Here is a 21,056-nt window from a genome sequence, read left to right on the forward strand (position 1 = left end):
GATGAGCCAGAACGTATACCAGTTTATCGACCTGCAGCGTGTTGATCCGCCAAAGAAACCGCTGAAGATCCGTAAAATTGAATTTGTTGAAATCTACGAGCCGTTTTCAGAAGGCCAGGCCAAAGCACAGGCAGACCGCTGCCTGTCCTGCGGTAACCCTTACTGCGAATGGAAATGTCCGGTACACAACTACATCCCGAACTGGCTGAAGCTGGCCAACGAAGGACGTATTTTTGAAGCCGCCGAGCTCTCTCACCAGACCAACACCCTGCCGGAAGTGTGCGGCCGCGTGTGTCCTCAGGACCGTCTGTGCGAAGGTTCCTGTACGCTGAACGACGAGTTCGGCGCGGTGACCATCGGCAACATCGAGCGCTACATCAACGATAAAGCGTTTGAGATGGGCTGGCGTCCGGACATGACCGGCGTGAAGCAAACCGACAAGCGCGTGGCGATCATCGGCGCGGGCCCGGCGGGCCTGGCCTGTGCGGACGTGCTGACCCGCAACGGCGTGAAGGCGGTGGTCTTTGACCGTCATCCGGAGATCGGCGGCCTGCTGACCTTCGGTATCCCGGCCTTCAAGCTGGAAAAAGAGGTCATGACCCGTCGCCGCGAAATCTTCACCGGCATGGGCATTGAGTTCAAACTGAACGTGGAAGTGGGCCGCGACGTGCAGCTCGACGACCTGCTGAAGGATTACGACGCCGTGTTCCTGGGCGTGGGCACCTATCAGTCCATGCGCGGCGGTCTGGAGAACGAAGACGCGCCGGGCGTGTACGACGCGCTGCCGTTCCTGATTGCCAACACCAAGCAGATCATGGGCTACGGCGAAACCGCCGATGAGCCTTTCGTCAGCATGGAAGGCAAACGCGTGGTGGTGCTGGGCGGCGGTGATACCGCGATGGACTGCGTGCGTACCTCGATTCGTCAGAATGCGGCACACGTGATCTGTGCCTACCGTCGTGACGAAGAGAACATGCCGGGCTCTAAGCGCGAAGTGAAAAACGCGCGTGAAGAGGGCGTGGAGTTCCAGTTCAACATCCAGCCTCTGGGTATTGAAGTGAATGCCAACGGTAAAGTGAGCGGCGTGAAGATGGCGCGTACCGAGATGGGCGCACCGGATGCGAAAGGCCGTCGTCGCGCCGAGATCGTGGCCGGTTCTGAACACGTGATCCCGGCCGACGCCGTGGTGATGGCGTTCGGTTTCCGTCCTCACAGCATGGAATGGCTGGCGAAGCATAGCGTTGAGCTGGATTCACAAGGCCGTATTATTGCGCCAGAAGGTAGCGATAACGCGTTCCAGACCAGCAACCCGAAAATCTTCGCCGGTGGCGATATCGTTCGCGGTTCCGACCTGGTGGTGACGGCGATTGCCGAAGGCCGCAAGGCGGCTGACGGTATACTGAATTACCTGGAAGTGTAAGAAAAAAAGGGAATAAACCTTCCGGTTTATTCCCTTTGTTAAATAAAGCGTAATTAAAATATAAATTACAGATATTTCAGCGTAAAAGTTGCCTGCCCATCAATGCTGGTATCATCGGTAATTGCCAGCGTCGTGGTGTCCTGAATCGCAAGCGAAATAGCCATTGGTACAACGGCCTGAGTAAAGGCCAGTGGTGCCGTTTCTCCGGTGGTTGCAACAGTTACAATTTCACTGGCGTTGTTCTGCATCAGCGAACCTACGTTAGACCAGGACGTTCCATTATCTGAGCTGTATGTCACTCCGACTGCATTACCATCTGCCGTTACGCTGTCGGTTTTAACAAACATGCTGTAGTTACCAATCTTCACGTTGCCTGCCGTGGTATTTACGCCAAACAGGTTTACCGGCTGGAGGACGTCAACACCGGCTACGGTACCGTTTTTAACGACCACATTCGCCGCCGTGCCGCTACGGTCATCATTCACGCTAAAGCCCACTTTGATAGGCGCCTGGCAGTTAATCGTCAGGGAGAAGTCTTTTTGTCCCAGTTGGTTAACTGCGGTGGCGCTCAGCGAGCCCAGATTGACGGTGCCGTAGTCAATGGTGCCACCACCGCTCAGCGTTGGGGTACAGGACGAGTTAGTTAACGTACCTTTTAACTTCAAAACGGCGCTCGGGTCAGCTGCAAATGCAGAAGAGACACAAAGAGACAGAACAGTTGCAAGCCATACTTTTTTCATTCGTTAATCCTTAACGTTTAATCTATTTATAACAAACCAATTACGGCATTCGTGCCGTTAAATGAATATATATCTTTCCTCACAACGCATTCACTTATCAGAAAGGATAAAAATATTCATTTCATCGACGATAAAAATAATGAAGCTTATTTTCTCTTCATGATTTTTATTTATTACCCGAACCGCTACTTCGTCAGCAGGGTCCAGGTTAAATCACTTTCCAGTGCGGTTTGATCGGTGATGCGGCTAAACGCATTGTCATCCAGCACGGGTGATAGCGTCACCCGGAAATTCATCTGCTGGCCTGAAGGCACCTGATTATTATCAACCGCAATAACCGCTTCATTATTACGCACACAAAACGGCGAAGGCGTGCCGCTTTGCGGAGTAAAATTGAGCTGGTCGACCGTTTTACCGACGGTATAATTTTTACCGTCAACGGTCATCTCATCGATTTTCACCGCCATCCCGCCAGACTGGCCGAATGTGAAGCGCCCTTTATCGCCTGCCGTCCCCTGCAGCAACACCGCCATTTGCTGCGGCTGCGGACAGTAAACGTTAACGTTGAGGGTACGGTCCGCCATTTTGTGCCAGTTCTGCTGGGTTTTATCGATATTATCTCGACGCATTTCGTGGTAATCCACCACCGGCTGCGAGAGCGTTATTTGGCAATCTTCCGCATGTGCAGTCGCCGCGAAGAAAAGTATCCCCAGCGCGGTTAATCCAACTGTTTGTTGATAATTCATCGGCATACTCCGTTTACTTCTTCATAGAAGGCATCTTCATCGCGTTTCTCTGGAAGAGCGAAATCGAGTTTGCACAGACGATTGTTGTTGGCATCCATGGCGTAGAGCGCCGATAGCTGATCCGCATCGTTGATAAAGACATGACCATCATCAACGACCGTAACAATGTAGTTGCCCTTCTCATCCACGACCGTCAGCCCTTTTTTCAGCGGCTGACCATCGGCTTGCTTCATACGCAGCATCACACGACGGCTGTTTAGCACCCTGAAGTCAAGCTCGCTGACTGAAGCGTGACCTGCGGCGATATATCGGGTGCCGTTTGCCAGCGTCATATTCTGCGGCAGCTTGTTGGCATCCACTTCAATACGCGAATTGCGCCACTCGTTAAGCGAAGGTACGACCGCCTGCCCCCAGGCATCGGTCCAGACCGTACCCTGTGGCGTGGCGATTTCTACCCCGCTTTTCTTCTCGCTCAGTCTGGCAATGGCAAAGGTATCGCGAATCGCATACGGCGAGAACGTCACGCCATTTTTGTGCATAGCGATGCCGCCCGCCAGGGTGGCGTTATAGTTACGCTGATTATCACCGCTGGTGCCGCCACCCACGCTCAGCTGGGTATAGTGCAGGTTGGTGTTGATGTTACCGTTGAAGCTATTATCACTGGAGGACTGGTCACGATCCGCGGCGATATAGTAGTGCGTGTTGTCGCCCAGTGAGCCGCTGTTGGCGACACCGTAAGTGGTATTGTCGCCCTGCTTGCGCATGTAGGTGCTCACAGATTGCCCTGGACTCAATGGAATGCTGACGTTGATGTACAGCATTTCATCGTCCTGATCGTCATCGACGTTGCCCACGGCGCTTTGCCAGTTGGCAGTCACGCTGGCATATTTGAACGTCTTACCCCACGACAGCAGCAGATAGCGGGAATCTTCATAGTCCCCGCTGCTCTGGTTGTAGTTGAAGCCTGCTGAGAAAACGCCTGCCAGATCGGATGAAAAATGTACGCTGCCGGAATAGGCGTTATCGTATCCCTGGTAATCGTCGTCCATTGCTTCTGCCATCTCACGATAGCCGCCGCTGTAGTGCGTCGCGCTGGTGGAAAGCGAGACATGGGAGGAAAGCGTAAGGTCGCTTCCCAGCTCGGTTTTAAGGCCACTGTTGCTGTCACCAAACGATTCCTGGCTTGCCGCAACCGTCGTGGAGACAGACCAGAGGTCGTTGATCAGAAAATCGGTGCGACCGCCAGCCGCCTGGTAATCCTGAGCGGCAGTACCGGAGGCCAGAAGGTTCATCCACGGGAAAATGCGCCAGCCGTCGGACACGTTCATCACCAGCGGATCGCTGTAGTCGCTGTCGATGCTGCGCACCTGACCCGCTGACACGGTAAGCCCCTGCGGGCGTGAAAGGTTGCGCTGCTTCACGGCGGCTGCAGGAACAATAAAGTGATTCGTTGAGCCGTCAGACTCCACGACGGAAACGTCCAAATCGACGTTGTTACGCGCAATCGGGACGTCATCCAGCGTAAATGGCCCCGCGGGCACGAGCGTACTGAAAATCAGCTGATTATTCTGGCGAATCTCCACGCGAGCCTGGGAAGAACGGGCAATGCCGGACACGCTGACGCCGCTACCGTCTCTTGTCAGCCCGTTGGTCGGCATAAGCTGGATGCCGGTAATGGGTATGCCGCTCAACACATTAGACAGGGCGTTAATTTCACCGACCTGCATGGTTAACTTCTGCGGGACAAAAACATGCTCCGCATAGGTGTAAATGCTGTCGGCATTTTTCTTGCCATTGTCATCCGTCAGGATGTAATTACTGCGAAGCGACCAGTCAAAAGCGTTGAAACCCGCTTCCAGATTGGCCTGCGAGTAGCGGGAATTGTCGCTACCGCCATATTCGTTACGGGTACTGAACAGCGAATAGTTGAGCATCCCGGCGGCACCGCCGTGCTGGAAGTTTCGGATATCCGACGACAGGCTGTTTACCGCTTCAGGCGGCAGGTATAACTCAACGGCTTCCTGGTTTGGCAACGCGTTGATCACCGCTTTCGGGTAATCGTCACGGATGTCATGGCACGCCTCGCCTGCCTTCAGCGGAACCGGCATAAGACCGGCGAAATCAAGCAGATCGTTATCAAAACACAGCACGCCGTCCTTATCGAAACGGACGGCGGCCATGCCGCGATCTTCACCATTCACTTTGACGTTCACGGAATGGGTTCCGGGCAGAAAACGCGGTGCTTCAGCGAAGTAATGGTTCAAATCGCTCGTTAACCCCAGCGTTTTCATTACTCCCGTATCAAACGTCACTTCCCTTGCAAGTACGGAAGCGGAGTCAAACATCATCAGAGGCAAGGTGCCGCAGAGAACTGCGCGGACACAAAGTGCAATACGGCTTTTTTTATTCACCGTTTTATCCCTATTTTATTTATTTAATTCAGAGGTAAAGCTCGGCACTTCAACGCCATAGCGGCTGGCCGGGAAAAATTTAACGTGGCTGTCACCACTGGTAGTTTTATTCAACGCAGCCGTCATCGTCTCACCAGGCAGAAGGTAAGTTTTGGAAAGCGTGGCGTTTGCGCCTGAAGGCTGTAATACGACTTTTTGTGCCAGACGGACAACGTACTTACTTGGATTGGTGACTTTTACAGACGACCCGACGGTTGACCATTTGAGGTATTTCCATGCGTCCGTCACAACCCCCAGCGTAGCCGGGCGTATTAGCACTGGAATATCCTGGCGGATGTTAATACCAATTTTAATTTTTTTATCGTCATTTTTTGGCGGAATGCCGTCAAACGTTACGCGTTTGAAATGCTCAACGTCCAGCGGTTGCTTGCTTTGCAAAATAAAACGAAGCTGCTGCGTTTGACCGGGTTCAAGGCGAACTACAGGCTGCGTGACGATCAGCTTAAGCCCCTGATCATCCGGCAGGTCAACCACGTTTGTATATAAAAGGGATGGATGTGAATCTGTATTTTTTACGTTGATGGTACCGCTGTGCGTGGCTTCATCAATAATCAGCAGGCTGGTTTCCGGCACCATACCTTCTGCATGTACTGCAAAATGGGTAGAAAATAAAGCGAGGGTGAAAAGTGTTTTAAATATATTCGATTTTACGCATTGCATAATATTATCTCCTTGATAGCCCAACAGAACATTCCATGTTTATCGCGCTGTTAAAAAGAGAGTAAATGCAGAACATTCACTCTCTGGATTATTTTAAAATTACTTTTACTCAATAAAGTCTTACAGATAACGCAGGCTGATGGTCAACTGACCGTCAAGCTGAGTATCATCGGTAATCGCCAGAGTTGCGGTGTTCTGAACAGCCAGTGAGGTCACCAGTGGGAAGGTCGCGGTCTGGAAAGCCAGCGGGTCCAGAGTACCCGTAGACGCGACGGTGAAGTCACGAATATGGCTGCCCTGAGTAGAACCATTGGTGGTTTTGGTCCAGTTACCCGTTGCGTTCTGCTGATAGATTGGATCTGCCGCAGCACCATCAGCCGTTACGCTGTCTGCTTTAACAAACATAGCGTAAGTACCGATGTTAACGCCACCTTCGGTTTTGCCCACACCGTAAGTTTGGCCAGTGCCGCTACCTTGAGAGCCACCACCAAACTGACCGTTTGCTACAGTCAGGTTCGCGTTAGAATCCACGCGGTCGTCAACCATATTCCAGGACACTTTTGTTGCCGCGGTGCAGTTAATGGTCAGGTCGATATTTTTCTGGCCCAACTGGTTGGTTGCAGTCGCACTCAGATCGCCCAGGTTAATTGTACCGTAGTCAACAGTACCACCGTTGCTCAGAACGGGTGTACATGCTGCATTCGTCAGCGTACCTTTAACCTTCAGTACCGCTGAAGGGTCTGCAGCAAATGCTGATGTCACACACAGAGAAAGCGCAGTCGCGAGTAAAACTTTTTTCACTTGTTAATCCTTAACATATGAGTAATTGCAATATTTAATCCAGTAATGATAAATACCTTTACCAGTTACTGATTGTCGTCATGCTTGTCAGCATGTGCACATAGTATTGTTTTTATAAATACATGCAATTTAGCAAAATTAACGATTCTATTAAGGATAACGAAAAACTGATCTTTTCCTTAATTTATTAAGGAATTACCCATTTAAAAAAGAGATTAACATCAAAAAAAGAATACTACTCTGATTTTAACTTTACTTTTCTCAGCGCTTTGATATTACTTTACACCTCATTGATTCACACCATTTATAAATCTAGTTAATTATTAACCAGACAATAAAGAAATAAGAGATATAAACAATGCTTATTTAAAAATGTTGCAGCGGTTGATGGATATAAAGAAAAAAGCCAGTGAATCACTGGCTTTTATAAACGGACGACAAAGGGATTTATTTGACGACGCGTAGCGCCGGGCGACCACCGCGCGGAGGCGGATCGTCATCAGGGTCATTGTCGTCGTGATGATCGGGTTTGTCGCCATCGATAAGTGACATCACCGTGTCGCTTTCGCGCTCATCAGATGCATTGTCATCATTCAGGCTGGCAACCTCTTCATCATACGCCGCTTCCGGCTCAAACATAGTACCCGCCCCGTTTTCACGGGCGTAGATAGCCAGCACAGCGGCCAACGGCACGGAAACCTGACGCGGTACGCCGCCGAAACGCGCGTTGAAGCGCACTTCATCGTTCGCCAGTTCCAGGTTACCCACCGCGCGCGGGGCGATGTTCAGTACGATCTGTCCGTCACGTGCGTATTCCATTGGAACCAGCACGCCCGGCAACGTCACATCCACAACCAGGTGCGGCGTGAGCTGGTTATCCAGCAGCCATTCATAGAAGGCGCGCAGCAGATACGGACGGCGTGGGGTAAGTTGTGACATTTCCACAGTCATTAGCCTCGGCCGAGACGCATTTCACGTTCCGGTTCAGTTAAAGATGCCAGGAAAGAGTCGCGTTCGAATACGCGAGTCATGTAGCCTTTCAGCTCTTTCGCGCCAGGACCGCTGAACTCTACGCCCAGGGTTGGCAGACGCCACAGCAGCGGTGCCAGGTAGCAGTCTACCAGGCTGAACTCATCGCTCAGGAAGAACGGCTTCTGACCAAACACCGGGGCGATTGCCAGCAGCTCTTCACGCAGTTGCTTACGCGCAGCGTCGGCTTCGGCAGCGGATCCGCTGGTAATCACGTTCATCAGCGAATACCAGTCTTTCTCGATACGCTGCATGTACAGGCGGCTTTCACCACGCGCAACAGGGTAAACAGGCATCAGCGGCGGATGTGGGAAACGTTCATCCAGATATTCCATAATGATACGGGATTCCCACAGGGTCAGCTCGCGATCCACCAGCGTCGGTACGCTTTGGCTCGGGTTGAGATCGATCAGATCCTGAGGCGGGTTATCCTTTTCCACATGCTCGATCTCAAAACTGACACCCTTCTCGGCCAGCACGATACGAACCTGATGGCTATAAATGTCAGTAGGACCAGAAAACAGCGTCATTACCGAACGTTTGTTGGCAGCGACAGCCATGAAAACCTCCAGGTATATTCAGAATTTTTACTGCTACCAGCCCAACAGGGGCCAGCCAGATGTTGTATCGCCCATCCCAGAGAAGACACATTGTTCAAGAATCGAACAAAAATCGAGTATTCACCGATATTTGGGCAGAAAATTGGATGATAGTTTACCAGATTTTGATGGCTTTGTGGTGAGGGGATTCTGGAAATGTGGAAAAAGAGAAGATATATGCATGGATATTGTGGATAACCTGCGCATTATCCATAAAAAAACCCGCCGAAGCGGGTTTTTCGCCAATCGTTCTGCGTAAGCAGAATGGATTAACGTTTGGAGAACTGTGGACGACGACGTGCTTTACGCAGACCCACTTTCTTACGTTCAACCTGACGCGCGTCACGAGTAACGAAGCCAGCTTTACGCAGTTCAGAACGCAGGGATTCGTCGTACTCCATCAGAGCGCGGGTGATACCGTGACGGATCGCACCTGCCTGACCGGAGATACCACCACCTTTAACGGTGATGTACAGATCCAGTTTTTCTACCATATCAACCAGTTCCAGCGGCTGGCGAACTACCATGCGGGCAGTTTCGCGACCGAAGTACTGTTCCAGAGAACGCTGGTTGATTACGATTTTACCACTGCCCGGTTTGATGAAAACGCGAGCTGCGGAACTTTTGCGGCGACCAGTGCCGTAGTATTGATTTTCAGCCATTGCCTATAATCCCGATTAGATGTCAAGAACTTGCGGTTGCTGTGCCGCGTGGTTGTGCTCGTTGCCTGCGTAAACTTTCAGTTTACGGAACATAGCACGACCCAGCGGGCCTTTTGGCAGCATGCCTTTAACCGCGATTTCAATCACACGCTCAGGACGGCGAGCAATCATCTCTTCAAAGGTCGCTTCTTTGATACCACCGATGTGGCCGGTGTGGTGGTAGTACATTTTGTCAGTACGCTTGTTGCCGGTTACAGCAACTTTATCAGCGTTCAGAACGATGATGTAATCACCGGTATCAACGTGCGGAGTGTATTCCGCTTTGTGCTTACCGCGCAGGCGACGAGCCAGTTCAGTAGCCAGACGGCCCAGAGTTTTACCGGTCGCGTCAACAACATACCAGTCGCGCTGTACGGTTTCTGGTTTAGCTGTAAAAGTTTTCATTAAAAGCTTACCCAAATAATAAGTTACACGTTGGTGAACACCCAAACGTTTAGTCAGTTGAGGTTCACACGACAAAGTCCGGCAAACCTACCCCTTCGAATAGCTCATGCCGACACATAGAAAGTTTCGGGAAAAAAACCTTCTCGTAACGTGGGGTCGCAAGATTATAGAGAAGTTGAGGTCAAAGATCGACCCTTAAATGTGATTTGGAATGGGTTTTTCGAGGGGGCTGAAAATGCCGGGTGGCGGCTGCGCCTTACCCGGCCTACAAGGCTCCCTTCTCAGGGAGAGGGTGGCATTTATTACGGCATATGCTCCAGCTTCAGGTATTCCTCGCTCTGCATCTCTTGCAGTCGAGACAGGCAGCGCTGGAACTCAAACTTCAGCCGCTCGCCCTGGTAGATCTCATATAAAGGAACCTCGGCGCTAACCACCAGCTTGACGTGGCGCTCATAAAACTCGTCCACCAGCGCAATGAAGCGCCGCGCCTCGCTCTCCATCAGCCGCGTCATCACCGGTACATCCAGCACCATCACGGTGTGGAACAGACGCGAAAGCGCAATGTAGTCGTGCTGGCTACGGGCGTCGACACAGAGCGTCGTAAAGGAGACCGCCAGCGTTTGGTTTTCAACGCCGAGCGTAGGCAACGGACGATGGTTAATCTCAAGTTCCGGGGCGTGCTCGCGTTTTGCCCCCGCCAGCGCCAGCCAGAGTGTATCCATCTCGCGGGTGGTCTCTGCATTTAACGGCGAGAGCCACAGGTGCGCCTGGGTTAACGTGCGCAGACGATAATCGACACCGGCATCAACATTCATAATGTCGCAGTGCTGCTTAATGGCGTCGATGGCGGGCAGGAAGCGTGCCCGCTGCAGGCCGTTGCGGTACAGATCGTCCGGCGGGATATTCGACGTAGCCACCAGCGTAATCCCGCGGGCAAATAACGCCTTCATCAGGCCGCCTAACAGCATGGCATCGGTGATGTCAGACACAAAAAATTCATCGAAGCAGAGCACGTCCGTTTCCGCCTTGAACCGGTCGGCCACAATCTCCAGCGGATCGCTTTTACCCTGCAGCGCAGTCAGCTCTTCATGCACCCGCAGCATAAAGCGGTGGAAGTGCAGACGCTGTTTACGCTCCCCCGGCAGGCTCTGGTAGAACATGTCCATCAGCCAGGTTTTTCCGCGACCGACCCCGCCCCACATATATAAACCGCGCACCGGCGCGTGAGCCTGTGGCGCTTTTTTTCCGAGCAACCGCCCAAATGCCGCCTTTAGCCCGCCATTCTGTTCGGTTTCAGCGGGTTTGGCCGTGAGTTCCTGATAAATCATCTCCAGACGGCTTACCGCCTCACGTTGAACGTCATCCGGCTGATGGGTACCCTCGTTAAGGGCCAGTTGATATCGCGATGCAGGGGACAGGTTTTGCATAATCTTATTGTTATTCCTTCAATTAACGCTCACCAGCAGACGTGACTGATGAAAAAAAGGCCGTTCTACACTACGCGATGATACGTCAGGATTCCACTTCTACGGAAATAGCGGTTATAGTGGCATTATCAGGCACAGGCAGGAGCCGAGCCAACACCCTACGGAACAACAAGACAACGGGAGAAGTTCATGACCTGGGAATATGCGCTAATCGGTTTAGTCGTCGGCATCGTCATTGGTGCTGTGGCCATGCGTTTCGGTAATCGCAAATTGCGTCAGCAGCAGTCACTGCAGTACGAACTGGAAAAGAACAAAGCCGAGCTGGAAGAGTATCGTGAAGAGCTGGTCAGCCATTTTGCCCGTAGCGCCGAGCTGCTGGACAACATGGCGACCGACTATCGTCAGCTGTATCAGCATATGGCAAAAAGCTCCAGCAGCCTGCTGCCGGAAATGACGGCGGAAACCAACCCATTCCGCAACCGTCTGGCAGACTCTGAGGCCGGTAACGATCAGGCGCCCGTTCAGATGCCTCGCGACTATTCAGACGGCGCGTCCGGCCTGCTGCGTGGCGGTGTAAAACGCGATTAATCGCACAACCTGAATTTATTTTACGGGCGCAGCGATTGCGCCCGTCCTTTCTTCATGACCCCAGCTATCATTTAGTTAAACACCTCATTGTTCAGCGGTTTAAAATTCAATAACATCAACGTGTTTTTGGGGCCGTTTTTCCTTTATTCCAGGTTACGAGAGTCAACATCGATGAAGAAAAAAAACCAGCTGTTGAGCGCTATCGCGTTAAGTGTCGGGTTATCTCTCTCGGCGTCCGTTCCTGTATTTGCCGCCATTCCCTCCCAGGTGCCTGGCCAGGCGGCCATTCCAAGCCTTGCACCCATGCTGGAAAAAGTGTTGCCTGCAGTCGTCAGCGTTCAGGTTGAAGGCACGGCGGTACAAAGCCAACGCGTCCCTGAAGAACTGAAGAAGTATTTTGGTGATGAGTCTCCCGACCAGCAGGCCCAGCCTTTTGAAGGCCTGGGGTCTGGCGTCATTATCGATGCGGCAAAAGGATATATTCTGACTAACAATCATGTCATCAGCCAGGCCGATAAAATCAGCGTCCAGCTAAACGATGGCCGCGAATTTGATGCCAAACTGATTGGCGGCGATGACCAGAGCGACATCGCGCTGCTGCAGGTGCAAAACCCGAGCAACCTGACCCAGATTGCCATCGCGGATTCCGACAAACTGCGCGTCGGCGACTTTGCCGTCGCCGTAGGCAACCCCTTTGGCTTAGGGCAAACCGCCACCTCCGGGATCGTCTCCGCGCTGGGACGTAGCGGCCTCAATCTGGAAGGGCTGGAAAACTTTATCCAGACCGATGCCTCAATCAACCGCGGGAACTCCGGCGGGGCATTGCTCAACCTTAACGGTGAGCTGATTGGGATCAACACGGCGATTCTGGCCCCGGGCGGCGGCAGCATTGGGATCGGTTTTGCGATTCCCAGCAACATGGCCAAAACGCTGGCACAGCAGCTCATTCAGTTCGGTGAAATCAAACGCGGGCTGCTGGGTATTAAAGGTATGGAGATGAGCGCGGATATCGCAAAAGCGTTCAACATCAACGTTCAGCGCGGGGCGTTTGTCAGTGAAGTGCTGCCTAACTCCGGCTCGGCAAAAGCAGGTATCAAATCGGGCGATGTGATCGTCAGCCTCAACGACAAGCCGCTGAGCAGCTTTGCCGAGTTGCGCTCGCGGATAGCCACCACCGAACCCGGCGCCAAAGTGAAGCTGGGTCTGATCCGTGACGGTAAACCGCTGAACGTTGAAGTGACGCTGGATAAGAGCACCTCCTCCTCTGCCAGTGCGGAGCTGATCGCCCCGGCGCTGCAGGGTGCGACGCTGAGCGATGGACAGCTGAAGGACGGTACGAAAGGCATTCGCATCGACACCGTTGAAAAGAGCAGCCCTGCTGCTCAGGCCGGGTTGCATCAGGAAGATGTGATCATTGGCGTAAACCGCAATCGCGTGCAGTCCATTGCCGAACTGCGCAAGGTGCTGGAGAGTAAACCAGCGGTTATTGCCCTGCAGGTCATGCGCGGCAATGAGTCTATCTATATTCTGTTGCGCTAAGCATTTGCGACCCGGACATCACCGCTGCGTGTGATGTCCGGATAACTCATGTTATGCTGCAAATCGTTCCTTTTTTAACGACACGCGCATCATGCTTTTAAAGCTCTTACGTTCTATTGTCATCGGTTTGATTGTCGCTGGCCTGCTGCTGCTGGCGCTGCCGTCTTTACGTCAGTTCAATAAACTGTCGGCTCCCCAGTTCGATAGCACGGATGAAACACCGGCCACTTATAATCAGGCCGTTCGCCGAGCCGCACCTGCCGTGGTTAACGTCTATAACCGTGGCCTGAATACCTCAGCCCACAACCAACTGGAGATCCGCACGCTCGGCTCCGGCGTGATCATGGACGAGCGCGGCTACATTATTACCAACAAGCACGTGATAAACGATGCCGACCAGATCATCGTCGCCCTGCAGGATGGCCGCGTTTTTGAGGCATTACTCGTTGGCTCTGACAGCCTGACCGACCTCGCCGTCCTGAAGATTAACGCCACGGGCGGTTTGCCGGTCATCCCGATCAACCGTAAACGTACCCCGCATATAGGCGACGTCGTCCTGGCGATTGGTAACCCTTACAACCTGGGCCAGACCATCACTCAGGGGATCATCAGCGCGACCGGCCGTATTGGTCTGAACCCCTCCGGGCGGCAGAACTTCCTGCAAACCGATGCCTCCATCAACCACGGTAACTCCGGCGGTGCGCTGGTCAACTCGCTGGGCGAACTGATGGGCATCAACACCCTGTCGTTCGATAAGAGTAACGACGGTGAGACGCCGGAAGGGATCGGCTTTGCCATTCCGTTCCAGCTGGCGACCAAAATTATGGATAAGCTGATCCGTGACGGACGCGTGATCCGTGGCTATATCGGTATCGGTGGCCGCGAAATTGCGCCGATGCATACCCAGGGTGGCGGTATCGATCAGATCCAGGGCATCGTGGTGAACGAGGTGGCGCCAGGGGGTCCGGCGGCCAACGCAGGGATTCAGGTCAATGACGTCATTGTGTCGGTCAACGGCACGCCAGCGGTTTCTGCGCTGGAGACGATGGACCAGGTGGCAGAAATTCGCCCGGGCTCTATCATCCCAGTTGAAGTCATGCGCAACGATAAGAAACTGACGCTGCAAGTCACCATTCAGGAATACCCGGCAACAAACTGACAGGCATAAAAAAACGGAGCGATAAGCTCCGTTTTTTTGCCGGGGGACGGTTCGTATTACTTGTTAACGAACTCTTCACCCAGGGTGATATCTTTCTTCAGCGTATCCAGCATGCCTTCCATCGCGTGTTGCTCAAACGCGCTCAGCTTGCCAATGGATTTACGCTCTTCGATACCATTTTTACCCAGCAGCAGCGGCTGAGAGAAGAAGCGAGCGTGCTCGCCATCGCCTTCAACGTAAGCGCATTCAACAACACCTTTCTCGCCCTGCAGCGCGCGAACCAGTGACAGACCGAAACGTGCAGCCGCCTGGCCCATAGACAGAGTTGCAGAACCGCCACCCGCCTTCGCTTCCACCACTTCGGTGCCCGCGTTCTGGATGCGTTTGGTCAGGTCAGCCACTTCCTGCTCTGTGAAGCTCACGCCTGGGATCTGCGACAGCAGAGGCAGGATGGTAACGCCAGAGTGACCGCCGATGACCGGCACTTCCACTTCTGTTGGCTGTTTGCCCTTCAGCTCAGCAACGAAGGTGTTGGAGCGGATGATATCCAGCGTGGTTACGCCGAACAGTTTGTTTTTGTCGTAAACGCCCGCTTTCTTCAGCACTTCTGCCGCGATAGCAACGGTGGTGTTCACCGGGTTAGTGATAATACCGATGCACGCTTTCGGGCAGATTTCGGCAATCTGCTGCACCAGGTTTTTCACGATGCCCGCGTTGACGTTGAACAGGTCTGAACGATCCATGCCTGGCTTACGCGCCACGCCTGCAGAAATCAGCACCACGTCGGCACCCTGCAGTGCAGGACGCGCATCTTCACCGGAGAAGCCTTTGATTTTTACAGCAGTTGGGATGTGGCTCAGGTCAACCGCCACACCTGGGGTTACCGGAGCAATATCGTACAGGGAGAGTTCTGAGCCTGAAGGCAGTTGGGTTTTCAGTAGTAGGGCAAGCGCCTGGCCGATACCACCAGCAGCGCCGAGGACTGCGACTTTCATCCTAAACTCCTTATTATGGTTAACTTAAGTATCTGTAAATCCGTTGCGGCGACCATAATTCAGCAAGTAAATAATTACAATTTTCGTAGCTAAAGAATTTGAGGTCACGCGACTTTATCTCTCTTCAGAAGACGCTCTGACGACAGACGGCGACGAATTAAGAGGTGGTTACAATACACCCTGCCCCGCCACCAAAACAACATCATTTTGATAACATTTAATTTACTTTTAAGCTTATTTGCGCGGCGTGACCCAGGCATGTTTTCTGATAACGAATTCTGATAAAATCACTCCCTTTCATAACATTATTTCAGCCTGGCGCTGAGTAGATAATTTGCATAAAAATTCATCCACATGCATAATAATGTTGTTTCTATCGTCATATTCCGGGTGACTTATGCGAAGCTCGTCTAAGCAAGAAGAATTAGTCAAGGCGTTTAAAGCGCTACTTAAAGAAGAGAAATTCAGTTCTCAGGGAGAAATTGTTCAGGCGCTGCAGGAACAAGGCTTCGATAACATCAATCAGTCGAAAGTCTCCCGCATGTTAACGAAATTTGGCGCGGTGCGTACCCGTAACGCCAAGATGGAGATGGTCTATTGCCTGCCGGCGGAACTTGGCGTGCCGACCACCTCCAGCCCGCTGAAGAATCTGGTTCTGGATATCGACTACAACGACGCCGTTGTGGTGATCCACACAAGCCCTGGAGCCGCACAGCTGATTGCCCGCATGCTGGACTCGTTAGGTAAAACGGAAGGCATCCTCGGGACTATCGCTGGCGATGACACCATCTTCACCACGCCGGCTAGCGGTTTCTCCGTTAAAGATCTCCACGAAGCGATTCTGGTTCTGTTCGAACAGGAACTCTAATCCCCTTTCCCCGTAGCGCCGCTGCGGGGATCGTTCTGCCCCCACGCCGTTTCCCCCTCTTTTCCACTGCCCCTGACTTTAACAAATAGTGCTTTTTACCGCCCATTAACATTCATCTGGTGAATGCTAAATCAAAAAATCGCACAAAAAATCAAAAGCTGATATCCATATGATTTTCTTAGATATAACCAACATAAATGCGCAAAAAATGTCCAATATTATGCAATTTGGTTATAAAAAACTGAGTGGTTAACACGTAATAACAATAGAAACCATTAGTCTGGTATTAATTTTTACCGTTATTAGTGTATACTTGATTTTGTGATGAGGGTCACGAAACAAGACCCCACTAAAAAATTCGACGAGGTAAAAATCATGAAAATCAAATCAACTGTAGCGGCGCTGAGCGTCCTGTCTGTCCTGTCATTCGGTGCTTTCGCGGCTGACGCTATCAATGCTGATCAGGCGCAATCACGCGAGACCATCGGTACGGTTTCTGTCGGCGCGGTCGGCACATCGCCAATGGACATGCGTGAGATGCTGAACAAAAAAGCGGAAGAAAAGGGTGCGTCATCCTACCGCATCATCGAAGCGCGTTCTGGTGCCCACTGGCACGCCACCGCTGAGCTGTACAAATAAGTTTGAGCAATAACTGAAAACGTAAATCTCCACTCAACGGCACCAGGCATAAAAATAGCGGTTCAACCCTTCTCGCCGTTGAGCAAAAACCCTATTCAGGAGTAAAGACTATGAAAACCAAATTGATCATCGCAACCCTCGGTCTGGCATCTGTTCTCTCTTTCGGCGCAAGCGCAGCCGTACAGCAGGTGAATGCCGACCAGGCACAAAATCTGCAGCCTATGGGCAGCATCTCCGTGACGTCTGTTACCGGCTCTCCGATGGATATCCGTCACGAACTGGCTGCCAAAGCTGAAAAAGCGGGTGCCAGCAGCTATCGCGTCACCGAACTGAATCAGGGTGACCACTGGCATGCAACTGCAGAACTGTATAAATAAACCCTCGTCGTATCTCATCATACGACTTGCCCCTGGCCTCATGGTCAGGGGCTTTTTTCATTCAGTGCCGCGCGTTAAAACGCAGCTGCCCTTCCAGCTCTTCTTCCGCTTCATCGAACAGTAATATCAGTGCGCCAAAGCGTCTGCGCAGCTTATCGGGCAAATGGATGAACTCAATTTCCAGCGGTAGCGGCAGCAGACTCCCGGTCACCACGTCCCACAGCGTATCCAGATTCGTCACGCTTTCCCGTTCAAGATCAAACACCCGGATAAATTCGCGGTAGAAGTCTTCCTGACTGTCGATCTCGTCAAAATCAAAAGTATAGGTTTTCATTGCCAGCCACCCAGTCCAGGCGAGCGGCAGATGCCGCCCTGTCTATTATAATCCCCCGATGTGAAGGGTTTTCACTTCCAGGTACTCTTCCAGGCCCAGCACGGAGCCCTCACGACCCAGGCCTGACTCTTTTACGCCGCCAAAGGGCCCCAGCTCCGTGGAGACGGCACACTCGTTAATGCCGATCATCCCACTCTCGATGGCCTGCGAAACGCGGAAAACACGTGAGAGATTCTGGGTATAGAAGTAAGCCGCCAGCCCATAGGGCGTGTTATTGGCACGCTGGATAACTTCATCTTCCGAGGTGAAACGGAAACATGCCGCAACCGGGCCAAACGTCTCTTCTTCTGCCAGCTTCATGCCTTCATGGCAGTCGCCCAGCACGGTTGGCATCCAGAAATTCCCGCCAAGCGGATGGGGCTTACCCCCTGCCAGTACGGTTGCCCCCCGAGAGACGGCATCGTCGACATGCTCACGCACCTTGTCGACCGCAGCAGATTCAATCAGCGGCCCGACGACAACGCCCTCGTCAAGGCCATTCCCCACCTTGAGCGCCTTCACGGCATCGGCCAGTTTATTCACAAACTTGTCGTAGACGGTTTCCTGAATATAAAAACGGTTCACGCTGACGCAGACCTGCCCGGCATTGCGGAACTTGTTGGCAATCGCCCCCTTCACCGCCGCGTCGATGTCTGCATCCTCAAAAACGATATACGGGGCATTTCCCCCCAGCTCCATCGAGACTTTTTTCATGGTTTCGGCAGCATTACGCACCAGCGTTTTGCCGACGGAGGTCGAGCCGGTAAAGGAGATTTTACGCACGTCGCGGCTTGCCATAATCGCATCGCTGATTTCATGCGTATTCCCGGCCACAGCGTTGAGCACGCCGTCGGGCACGCCAGCCTGTTTTGCCAGGGTAAGCAGCGCAAAGGCACTGAGCGGCGTGTTATTGGCCGGTTTGATCACACCGGTACACCCTGCAGCCAGCGCCGGGCCTAACTTGCGGGTGAGCATGGCCATCGGGAAGTTCCACGGCGTTATCGCCGCGACCACGCCAATGGGTTCACGGGTCGCCAGAATGCGCGAGCCGGGTTTGATCGGCGGAATAATTTCACCGTTCGCGCGCTTGGCCTCTTCGGCAAACCACTGGATAAAGCTGGCAGCGTACTCCACCTCGCCTTCGGCCTCTTTCAGCGGCTTACCCTGCTCGGTGGTCATTAACTGCCCGAGCCAGTTTTTATTCTCAATGATCAGTTCGTACCAGCGATAAAGAATCGCCGAGCGTTCTTTCGCGGTTTTGGCACGCCAGGCCGGGAAGGCTTTGGTGGCCGCTGCGATAGCGTCTTCGGTTTGGGCTTTACCCGCTTTGGCGACTTTCGCGATGACTTCCCCGGTTGCGGGGTTAAGCACATCGAAGGTCGTGTCCAGCGTTTTCCAGATTCCGTTGACCAGATAACCGGTCTGAAAAAGGATGTGATCCTGAAGCGCTTGGGTCGTCATGTGTCCTCCCTTCCTGAAATGTAAGAACGTGCTGGAATAAGTATAGCCACAAAAAAACCGACGCTTTTGGCGTCGGTTTTTTTACTTCGGTCAGCTATCCGTGAGGGCATTCTGGTAGCGATGCAGCATAAACACCAGCCGTCCTACCGGCTCGGTCACCTGAGGCGGCGCTTCCCAGGTTTTAAGCTTCTCCTGGTAGATATCGAGCTCTTCAAGCAGTTGCGTAAAGTAGCGACGTCGTTTGTCATCACTGCTGGCAGAAAGCACGTGGTCAGCGGTACGACGCAACTGGCGGTGCCAGGCCGACAGATCGTCGTTGATCGGCACCGGTGCGTTACGCAGACGCTGGTGTGCAATGATCATGGTCAGCGCCAGCCGGAACTTGCCGATATCGCCCGGGAACTTGTTCAGCAGTAAAAACAGCTGCTGGTAGAGCGCGGGCAGATGGTTCTCTTTACGGCGCGCGGTGTTGGTTGTCATCGACGACACGGCGGCCGACACAAACTGGTTCAACAGCACGCGGCCCGTTCTTGCCTGCGAATTATCGCGGACCAGCAGAATCACCATCATTGCCAGGAAACAGCCCACCAGCTGACCTAACGCACTGTCGAGGAACTGGCTGAAATGGAAGGTCATCGGGTTATCGAGCACGATGATGTTAATCGTACTCGCCAGCGCCCCCAGCGATCCCAGACGTCGCTTTTGCACTTCAATGCCGATAAAGAACGCCATCACCGCCAGACTAATACAGAGCAGCAGCATGCTCTGCTGCGTCGACGGGATGATGACCAGAAAGTAGAGCGCGCCTATCGGCAGGGCGGCAATGGTGCCGTACAAGAAATCGATGGCGACCATACGCGGATTAGGCAGACGCATCGCCAGTGCGGTCACGACGGCAATCATCACCATCGCGCCGCTGCCGGACGTCCAGCCCGTCCACAGCCAGAACAGCGTGCCGAGCATACAGGCGAGCGTCGTACGCCAGAAGTTAACCATCGCGTGATGGCGCTCGGCGGATTCCGCCTTGATCACCACTTCGCCCTGCAGCACCTCTTCTTCCGCCGCGCTGATTTTGGTATTTCCGATCACGCCGCGTTTCAGCAGCAGGTAGCGCGTCGCGGCGCCGACCCAGGTGTAGATGGTTACCGGCGTGTCGCGCTCCCCTGTCCAGGCGATCACCCTGCGCATACGCTTCAGCTGCTTGTGCACGTCCTGCACCGTTTCCACCGGCTCGGCGAACAGTTCGCGGAAGGTATCGGTGACCGCTTCCGGCCGGGTGTTCTGAATCAGATAGGTTTCACATGCCTGGGTAATCAGCGTTAACGAGACTGTATTAAGGGCTTTCAGACGACGGTTAGCGCGGGCCCAGCGTGACGACTCCATATTGAGATTGCTGCGCATCCCCTCCAGCGCCTGCGTGCGGCGAACCAGCCCGCTCCAGGCTTTATCCACCTCTTCGCTGTCGCCGTGCTTGATGCAGAGCTGCATCAGTTGGTACTGAGCGACAATCAGCGCGTCAAGCTCACGGTCGACTTCCTGCTTGATGGAGCGCGGGGAGAACAGCAGGTCCGCGACAATCGCACTCACGATACCAATGACAATTTCGCTGCATCGCTCCACCGCAAACTGCGGAGCCAGCAGCGGCTCGGACTGGATGGTGATGATAATAATCAGCGCGGTATAGCCCGCCAGCCCCCAGGCGTAGGAGTTCTCCACTTTCACCAGAGACGAGATCCAGGTGCAAAAGCCCGCCCAGATACAGCACACCATCAGCATCAGCAGCGGCGTGCGGATCATCAGAATAATAATGGTGAGCGCCGCGAAACAGCCGATAAACGTCCCGATGATACGCAGCATCCCGCGATAGCGGATCGCGCCTGAATAGGGTTCCCCACCCGCAGCAAAGGCCGGGCCCGCCGCGACAATCGCAGCCGTCAGCACTGCCCAGCGAGGGGTTTCAAGCTGGAAGTGAAAGCCAACAAACAGCGCCAGCACAATGGCACACGCCAGCTTCACGGCGAAGCGAATGTGCTGGCTGGCGATGGAAAAGATGCCCAT

21 protein-coding genes are annotated in these 21,056 nt (G+C 53.2%); 7 read left to right on the top strand and 14 right to left on the bottom strand.

Annotated features, from left to right (window positions below):
• Position 1 precedes the first annotated feature (1 nt).
• Positions 2–1,420 (top strand): glutamate synthase subunit GltD, encoded by a 1,419-nt coding sequence (gltD, locus tag BMW97_RS13085; protein ID WP_014833470.1) that lies wholly within the window; start codon positions 2–4, stop codon positions 1,418–1,420.
• A 65-nt stretch (positions 1,421–1,485) separates the two neighbouring features.
• On the opposite strand, the gene BMW97_RS13090 is transcribed toward gltD, so the two are convergent.
• From BMW97_RS13090 to zapE, 10 genes are all read right to left on the bottom strand, one after another.
• Complete coding sequence (locus BMW97_RS13090) at positions 1,486–2,160, bottom strand: DUF1120 domain-containing protein (protein WP_045910122.1); 675 nt, start codon at positions 2,158–2,160, stop codon at positions 1,486–1,488.
• Between the two features lie 185 nt (positions 2,161–2,345).
• Positions 2,346–2,906 carry a DUF1120 domain-containing protein gene (locus tag BMW97_RS13095; protein ID WP_045910123.1) on the bottom strand — a complete coding sequence of 187 codons (561 nt, stop codon included), beginning with the start codon at positions 2,904–2,906 and terminating at the stop codon, positions 2,346–2,348.
• Positions 2,903–5,317: a fimbrial biogenesis outer membrane usher protein gene (locus BMW97_RS13100; protein ID WP_045910124.1), complete on the bottom strand. Its 2,415-nt coding sequence runs from the start codon at positions 5,315–5,317 to the stop codon at positions 2,903–2,905. The genes BMW97_RS13095 and BMW97_RS13100 overlap by 4 nt, the downstream gene beginning before the upstream one ends.
• Positions 5,318–5,332: 15 nt before the next feature.
• Entirely contained in the window at positions 5,333–6,037 is a 705-nt protein-coding gene (locus BMW97_RS13105; RefSeq protein WP_045910125.1) for a fimbria/pilus chaperone family protein, read from the bottom strand.
• 120 nt (positions 6,038–6,157) lie between these two features.
• A complete protein-coding gene (locus BMW97_RS13110; RefSeq protein WP_090392894.1) occupies positions 6,158–6,838 on the bottom strand; it encodes a DUF1120 domain-containing protein in 681 nt (226 codons plus the stop codon).
• 447 nt (positions 6,839–7,285) lie between these two features.
• Positions 7,286–7,783 (bottom strand): ClpXP protease specificity-enhancing factor, encoded by a 498-nt coding sequence (gene sspB, locus BMW97_RS13115; protein ID WP_045355426.1) that lies wholly within the window; start codon positions 7,781–7,783, stop codon positions 7,286–7,288.
• A gap of 5 nt (positions 7,784–7,788) precedes the next feature.
• A complete protein-coding gene (gene sspA, locus BMW97_RS13120) occupies positions 7,789–8,427 on the bottom strand; it encodes a stringent starvation protein SspA (RefSeq protein ID WP_025756674.1) in 639 nt (212 codons plus the stop codon).
• A gap of 308 nt (positions 8,428–8,735) precedes the next feature.
• Complete coding sequence (gene rpsI / locus BMW97_RS13130) at positions 8,736–9,128, bottom strand: 30S ribosomal protein S9 (protein WP_003860436.1); 393 nt, start codon at positions 9,126–9,128, stop codon at positions 8,736–8,738.
• Positions 9,129–9,143: 15 nt separating this feature from the next.
• Positions 9,144–9,572, bottom strand: coding sequence for a 50S ribosomal protein L13 (gene rplM, locus BMW97_RS13135; RefSeq protein WP_003860434.1), 429 nt, complete (start codon positions 9,570–9,572; stop codon positions 9,144–9,146).
• Positions 9,573–9,874: 302 nt separating this feature from the next.
• A complete protein-coding gene (zapE, locus tag BMW97_RS13140; protein WP_090392895.1) occupies positions 9,875–10,999 on the bottom strand; it encodes a cell division protein ZapE in 1,125 nt (374 codons plus the stop codon).
• A gap of 189 nt (positions 11,000–11,188) precedes the next feature.
• On the opposite strand from zapE, the gene zapG reads away from it, so the two are divergent.
• From zapG to degS, 3 genes are all read left to right on the top strand, one after another.
• Positions 11,189–11,587 (top strand): Z-ring associated protein ZapG, encoded by a 399-nt coding sequence (gene zapG / locus BMW97_RS13145; RefSeq protein ID WP_008502832.1) that lies wholly within the window; start codon positions 11,189–11,191, stop codon positions 11,585–11,587.
• 171 nt (positions 11,588–11,758) lie between these two features.
• Complete coding sequence (gene degQ / locus BMW97_RS13150; RefSeq protein ID WP_045910128.1) at positions 11,759–13,126, top strand: serine endoprotease DegQ; 1,368 nt, start codon at positions 11,759–11,761, stop codon at positions 13,124–13,126.
• 91 nt (positions 13,127–13,217) lie between these two features.
• A complete protein-coding gene (gene degS / locus BMW97_RS13155) occupies positions 13,218–14,285 on the top strand; it encodes an outer membrane-stress sensor serine endopeptidase DegS (protein WP_008502834.1) in 1,068 nt (355 codons plus the stop codon).
• A gap of 56 nt (positions 14,286–14,341) precedes the next feature.
• On the opposite strand, the gene mdh is transcribed toward degS, so the two are convergent.
• On the bottom strand, positions 14,342–15,280 hold the full coding sequence (mdh, locus tag BMW97_RS13160; RefSeq protein ID WP_045910129.1) for a malate dehydrogenase: 939 nt from the start codon (positions 15,278–15,280) through the stop codon (positions 14,342–14,344).
• Between the two features lie 397 nt (positions 15,281–15,677).
• Here mdh and argR point away from each other — a divergent pair, with 397 nt between their 5' ends.
• From argR to yhcN (BMW97_RS13175), 3 genes are all read left to right on the top strand, one after another.
• A complete protein-coding gene (gene argR, locus BMW97_RS13165) occupies positions 15,678–16,148 on the top strand; it encodes a transcriptional regulator ArgR (RefSeq protein ID WP_008502836.1) in 471 nt (156 codons plus the stop codon).
• A 375-nt stretch (positions 16,149–16,523) separates the two neighbouring features.
• Positions 16,524–16,787 carry a peroxide/acid stress response protein YhcN gene (gene yhcN, locus BMW97_RS13170; RefSeq protein WP_045910130.1) on the top strand — a complete coding sequence of 88 codons (264 nt, stop codon included), beginning with the start codon at positions 16,524–16,526 and terminating at the stop codon, positions 16,785–16,787.
• A 110-nt stretch (positions 16,788–16,897) separates the two neighbouring features.
• The gene (yhcN, locus tag BMW97_RS13175; RefSeq protein ID WP_008502838.1) at positions 16,898–17,164 is read left to right on the top strand and encodes a peroxide/acid stress response protein YhcN; all 267 of its coding nucleotides are present in this window, start codon (positions 16,898–16,900) and stop codon (positions 17,162–17,164) included.
• A 61-nt stretch (positions 17,165–17,225) separates the two neighbouring features.
• Here yhcN (BMW97_RS13175) and BMW97_RS13180 read toward each other — a convergent pair whose 3' ends face one another.
• The 3 genes from BMW97_RS13180 to aaeB form a co-directional block, all read right to left on the bottom strand.
• The gene (locus BMW97_RS13180; protein ID WP_008502839.1) at positions 17,226–17,498 is read right to left on the bottom strand and encodes a barstar family protein; all 273 of its coding nucleotides are present in this window, start codon (positions 17,496–17,498) and stop codon (positions 17,226–17,228) included.
• 45 nt (positions 17,499–17,543) lie between these two features.
• Positions 17,544–18,998, bottom strand: a complete 1,455-nt coding sequence (locus tag BMW97_RS13185) for an NAD-dependent succinate-semialdehyde dehydrogenase (RefSeq protein WP_090392898.1) — start codon at positions 18,996–18,998, stop codon at positions 17,544–17,546.
• Positions 18,999–19,088: 90 nt separating this feature from the next.
• On the bottom strand, positions 19,089–21,056 hold the full coding sequence (aaeB, locus tag BMW97_RS13190; protein WP_045910132.1) for a p-hydroxybenzoic acid efflux pump subunit AaeB: 1,968 nt from the start codon (positions 21,054–21,056) through the stop codon (positions 19,089–19,091).

It is taken from the genome of Enterobacter sp. NFIX58, from assembly GCF_900110475.1.
GTDB classification, from domain to species: Bacteria; Pseudomonadota; Gammaproteobacteria; order Enterobacterales; family Enterobacteriaceae; genus Enterobacter; species Enterobacter quasiroggenkampii.

Bases quoted from the DNA above. Each gene is read 5' to 3' on its own strand.
- argR (WP_008502836.1), top strand. From the start codon at position 15,678: ATGCGAAGCTCGTCTAAGCAAGAAGAATTAGTCAAGGCGTTTAAAGCG.
- BMW97_RS13185 (WP_090392898.1), bottom strand. From the start codon at position 18,998: ATGACGACCCAAGCGCTTCAGGATCACATCCTTTTTCAGACCGGTTAT.
- yhcN (WP_045910130.1), top strand. From the start codon at position 16,524: ATGAAAATCAAATCAACTGTAGCGGCGCTGAGCGTCCTGTCTGTCCTG.
- BMW97_RS13105 (WP_045910125.1), bottom strand. From the start codon at position 6,037: ATGCAATGCGTAAAATCGAATATATTTAAAACACTTTTCACCCTCGCT.
- zapG (WP_008502832.1), top strand. From the start codon at position 11,189: ATGACCTGGGAATATGCGCTAATCGGTTTAGTCGTCGGCATCGTCATT.
- yhcN (WP_008502838.1), top strand. From the start codon at position 16,898: ATGAAAACCAAATTGATCATCGCAACCCTCGGTCTGGCATCTGTTCTC.
- BMW97_RS13090 (WP_045910122.1), bottom strand. From the start codon at position 2,160: ATGAAAAAAGTATGGCTTGCAACTGTTCTGTCTCTTTGTGTCTCTTCT.
- BMW97_RS13095 (WP_045910123.1), bottom strand. From the start codon at position 2,906: ATGAATTATCAACAAACAGTTGGATTAACCGCGCTGGGGATACTTTTC.
- degS (WP_008502834.1), top strand. From the start codon at position 13,218: ATGCTTTTAAAGCTCTTACGTTCTATTGTCATCGGTTTGATTGTCGCT.
- degQ (WP_045910128.1), top strand. From the start codon at position 11,759: ATGAAGAAAAAAAACCAGCTGTTGAGCGCTATCGCGTTAAGTGTCGGG.
- BMW97_RS13180 (WP_008502839.1), bottom strand. From the start codon at position 17,498: ATGAAAACCTATACTTTTGATTTTGACGAGATCGACAGTCAGGAAGAC.
- aaeB (WP_045910132.1), bottom strand. From the start codon at position 21,056: ATGGGCATCTTTTCCATCGCCAGCCAGCACATTCGCTTCGCCGTGAAG.
- rpsI (WP_003860436.1), bottom strand. From the start codon at position 9,128: ATGGCTGAAAATCAATACTACGGCACTGGTCGCCGCAAAAGTTCCGCA.
- rplM (WP_003860434.1), bottom strand. From the start codon at position 9,572: ATGAAAACTTTTACAGCTAAACCAGAAACCGTACAGCGCGACTGGTAT.
- zapE (WP_090392895.1), bottom strand. From the start codon at position 10,999: ATGCAAAACCTGTCCCCTGCATCGCGATATCAACTGGCCCTTAACGAG.
- mdh (WP_045910129.1), bottom strand. From the start codon at position 15,280: ATGAAAGTCGCAGTCCTCGGCGCTGCTGGTGGTATCGGCCAGGCGCTT.
- gltD (WP_014833470.1), top strand. From the start codon at position 2: ATGAGCCAGAACGTATACCAGTTTATCGACCTGCAGCGTGTTGATCCG.
- sspA (WP_025756674.1), bottom strand. From the start codon at position 8,427: ATGGCTGTCGCTGCCAACAAACGTTCGGTAATGACGCTGTTTTCTGGT.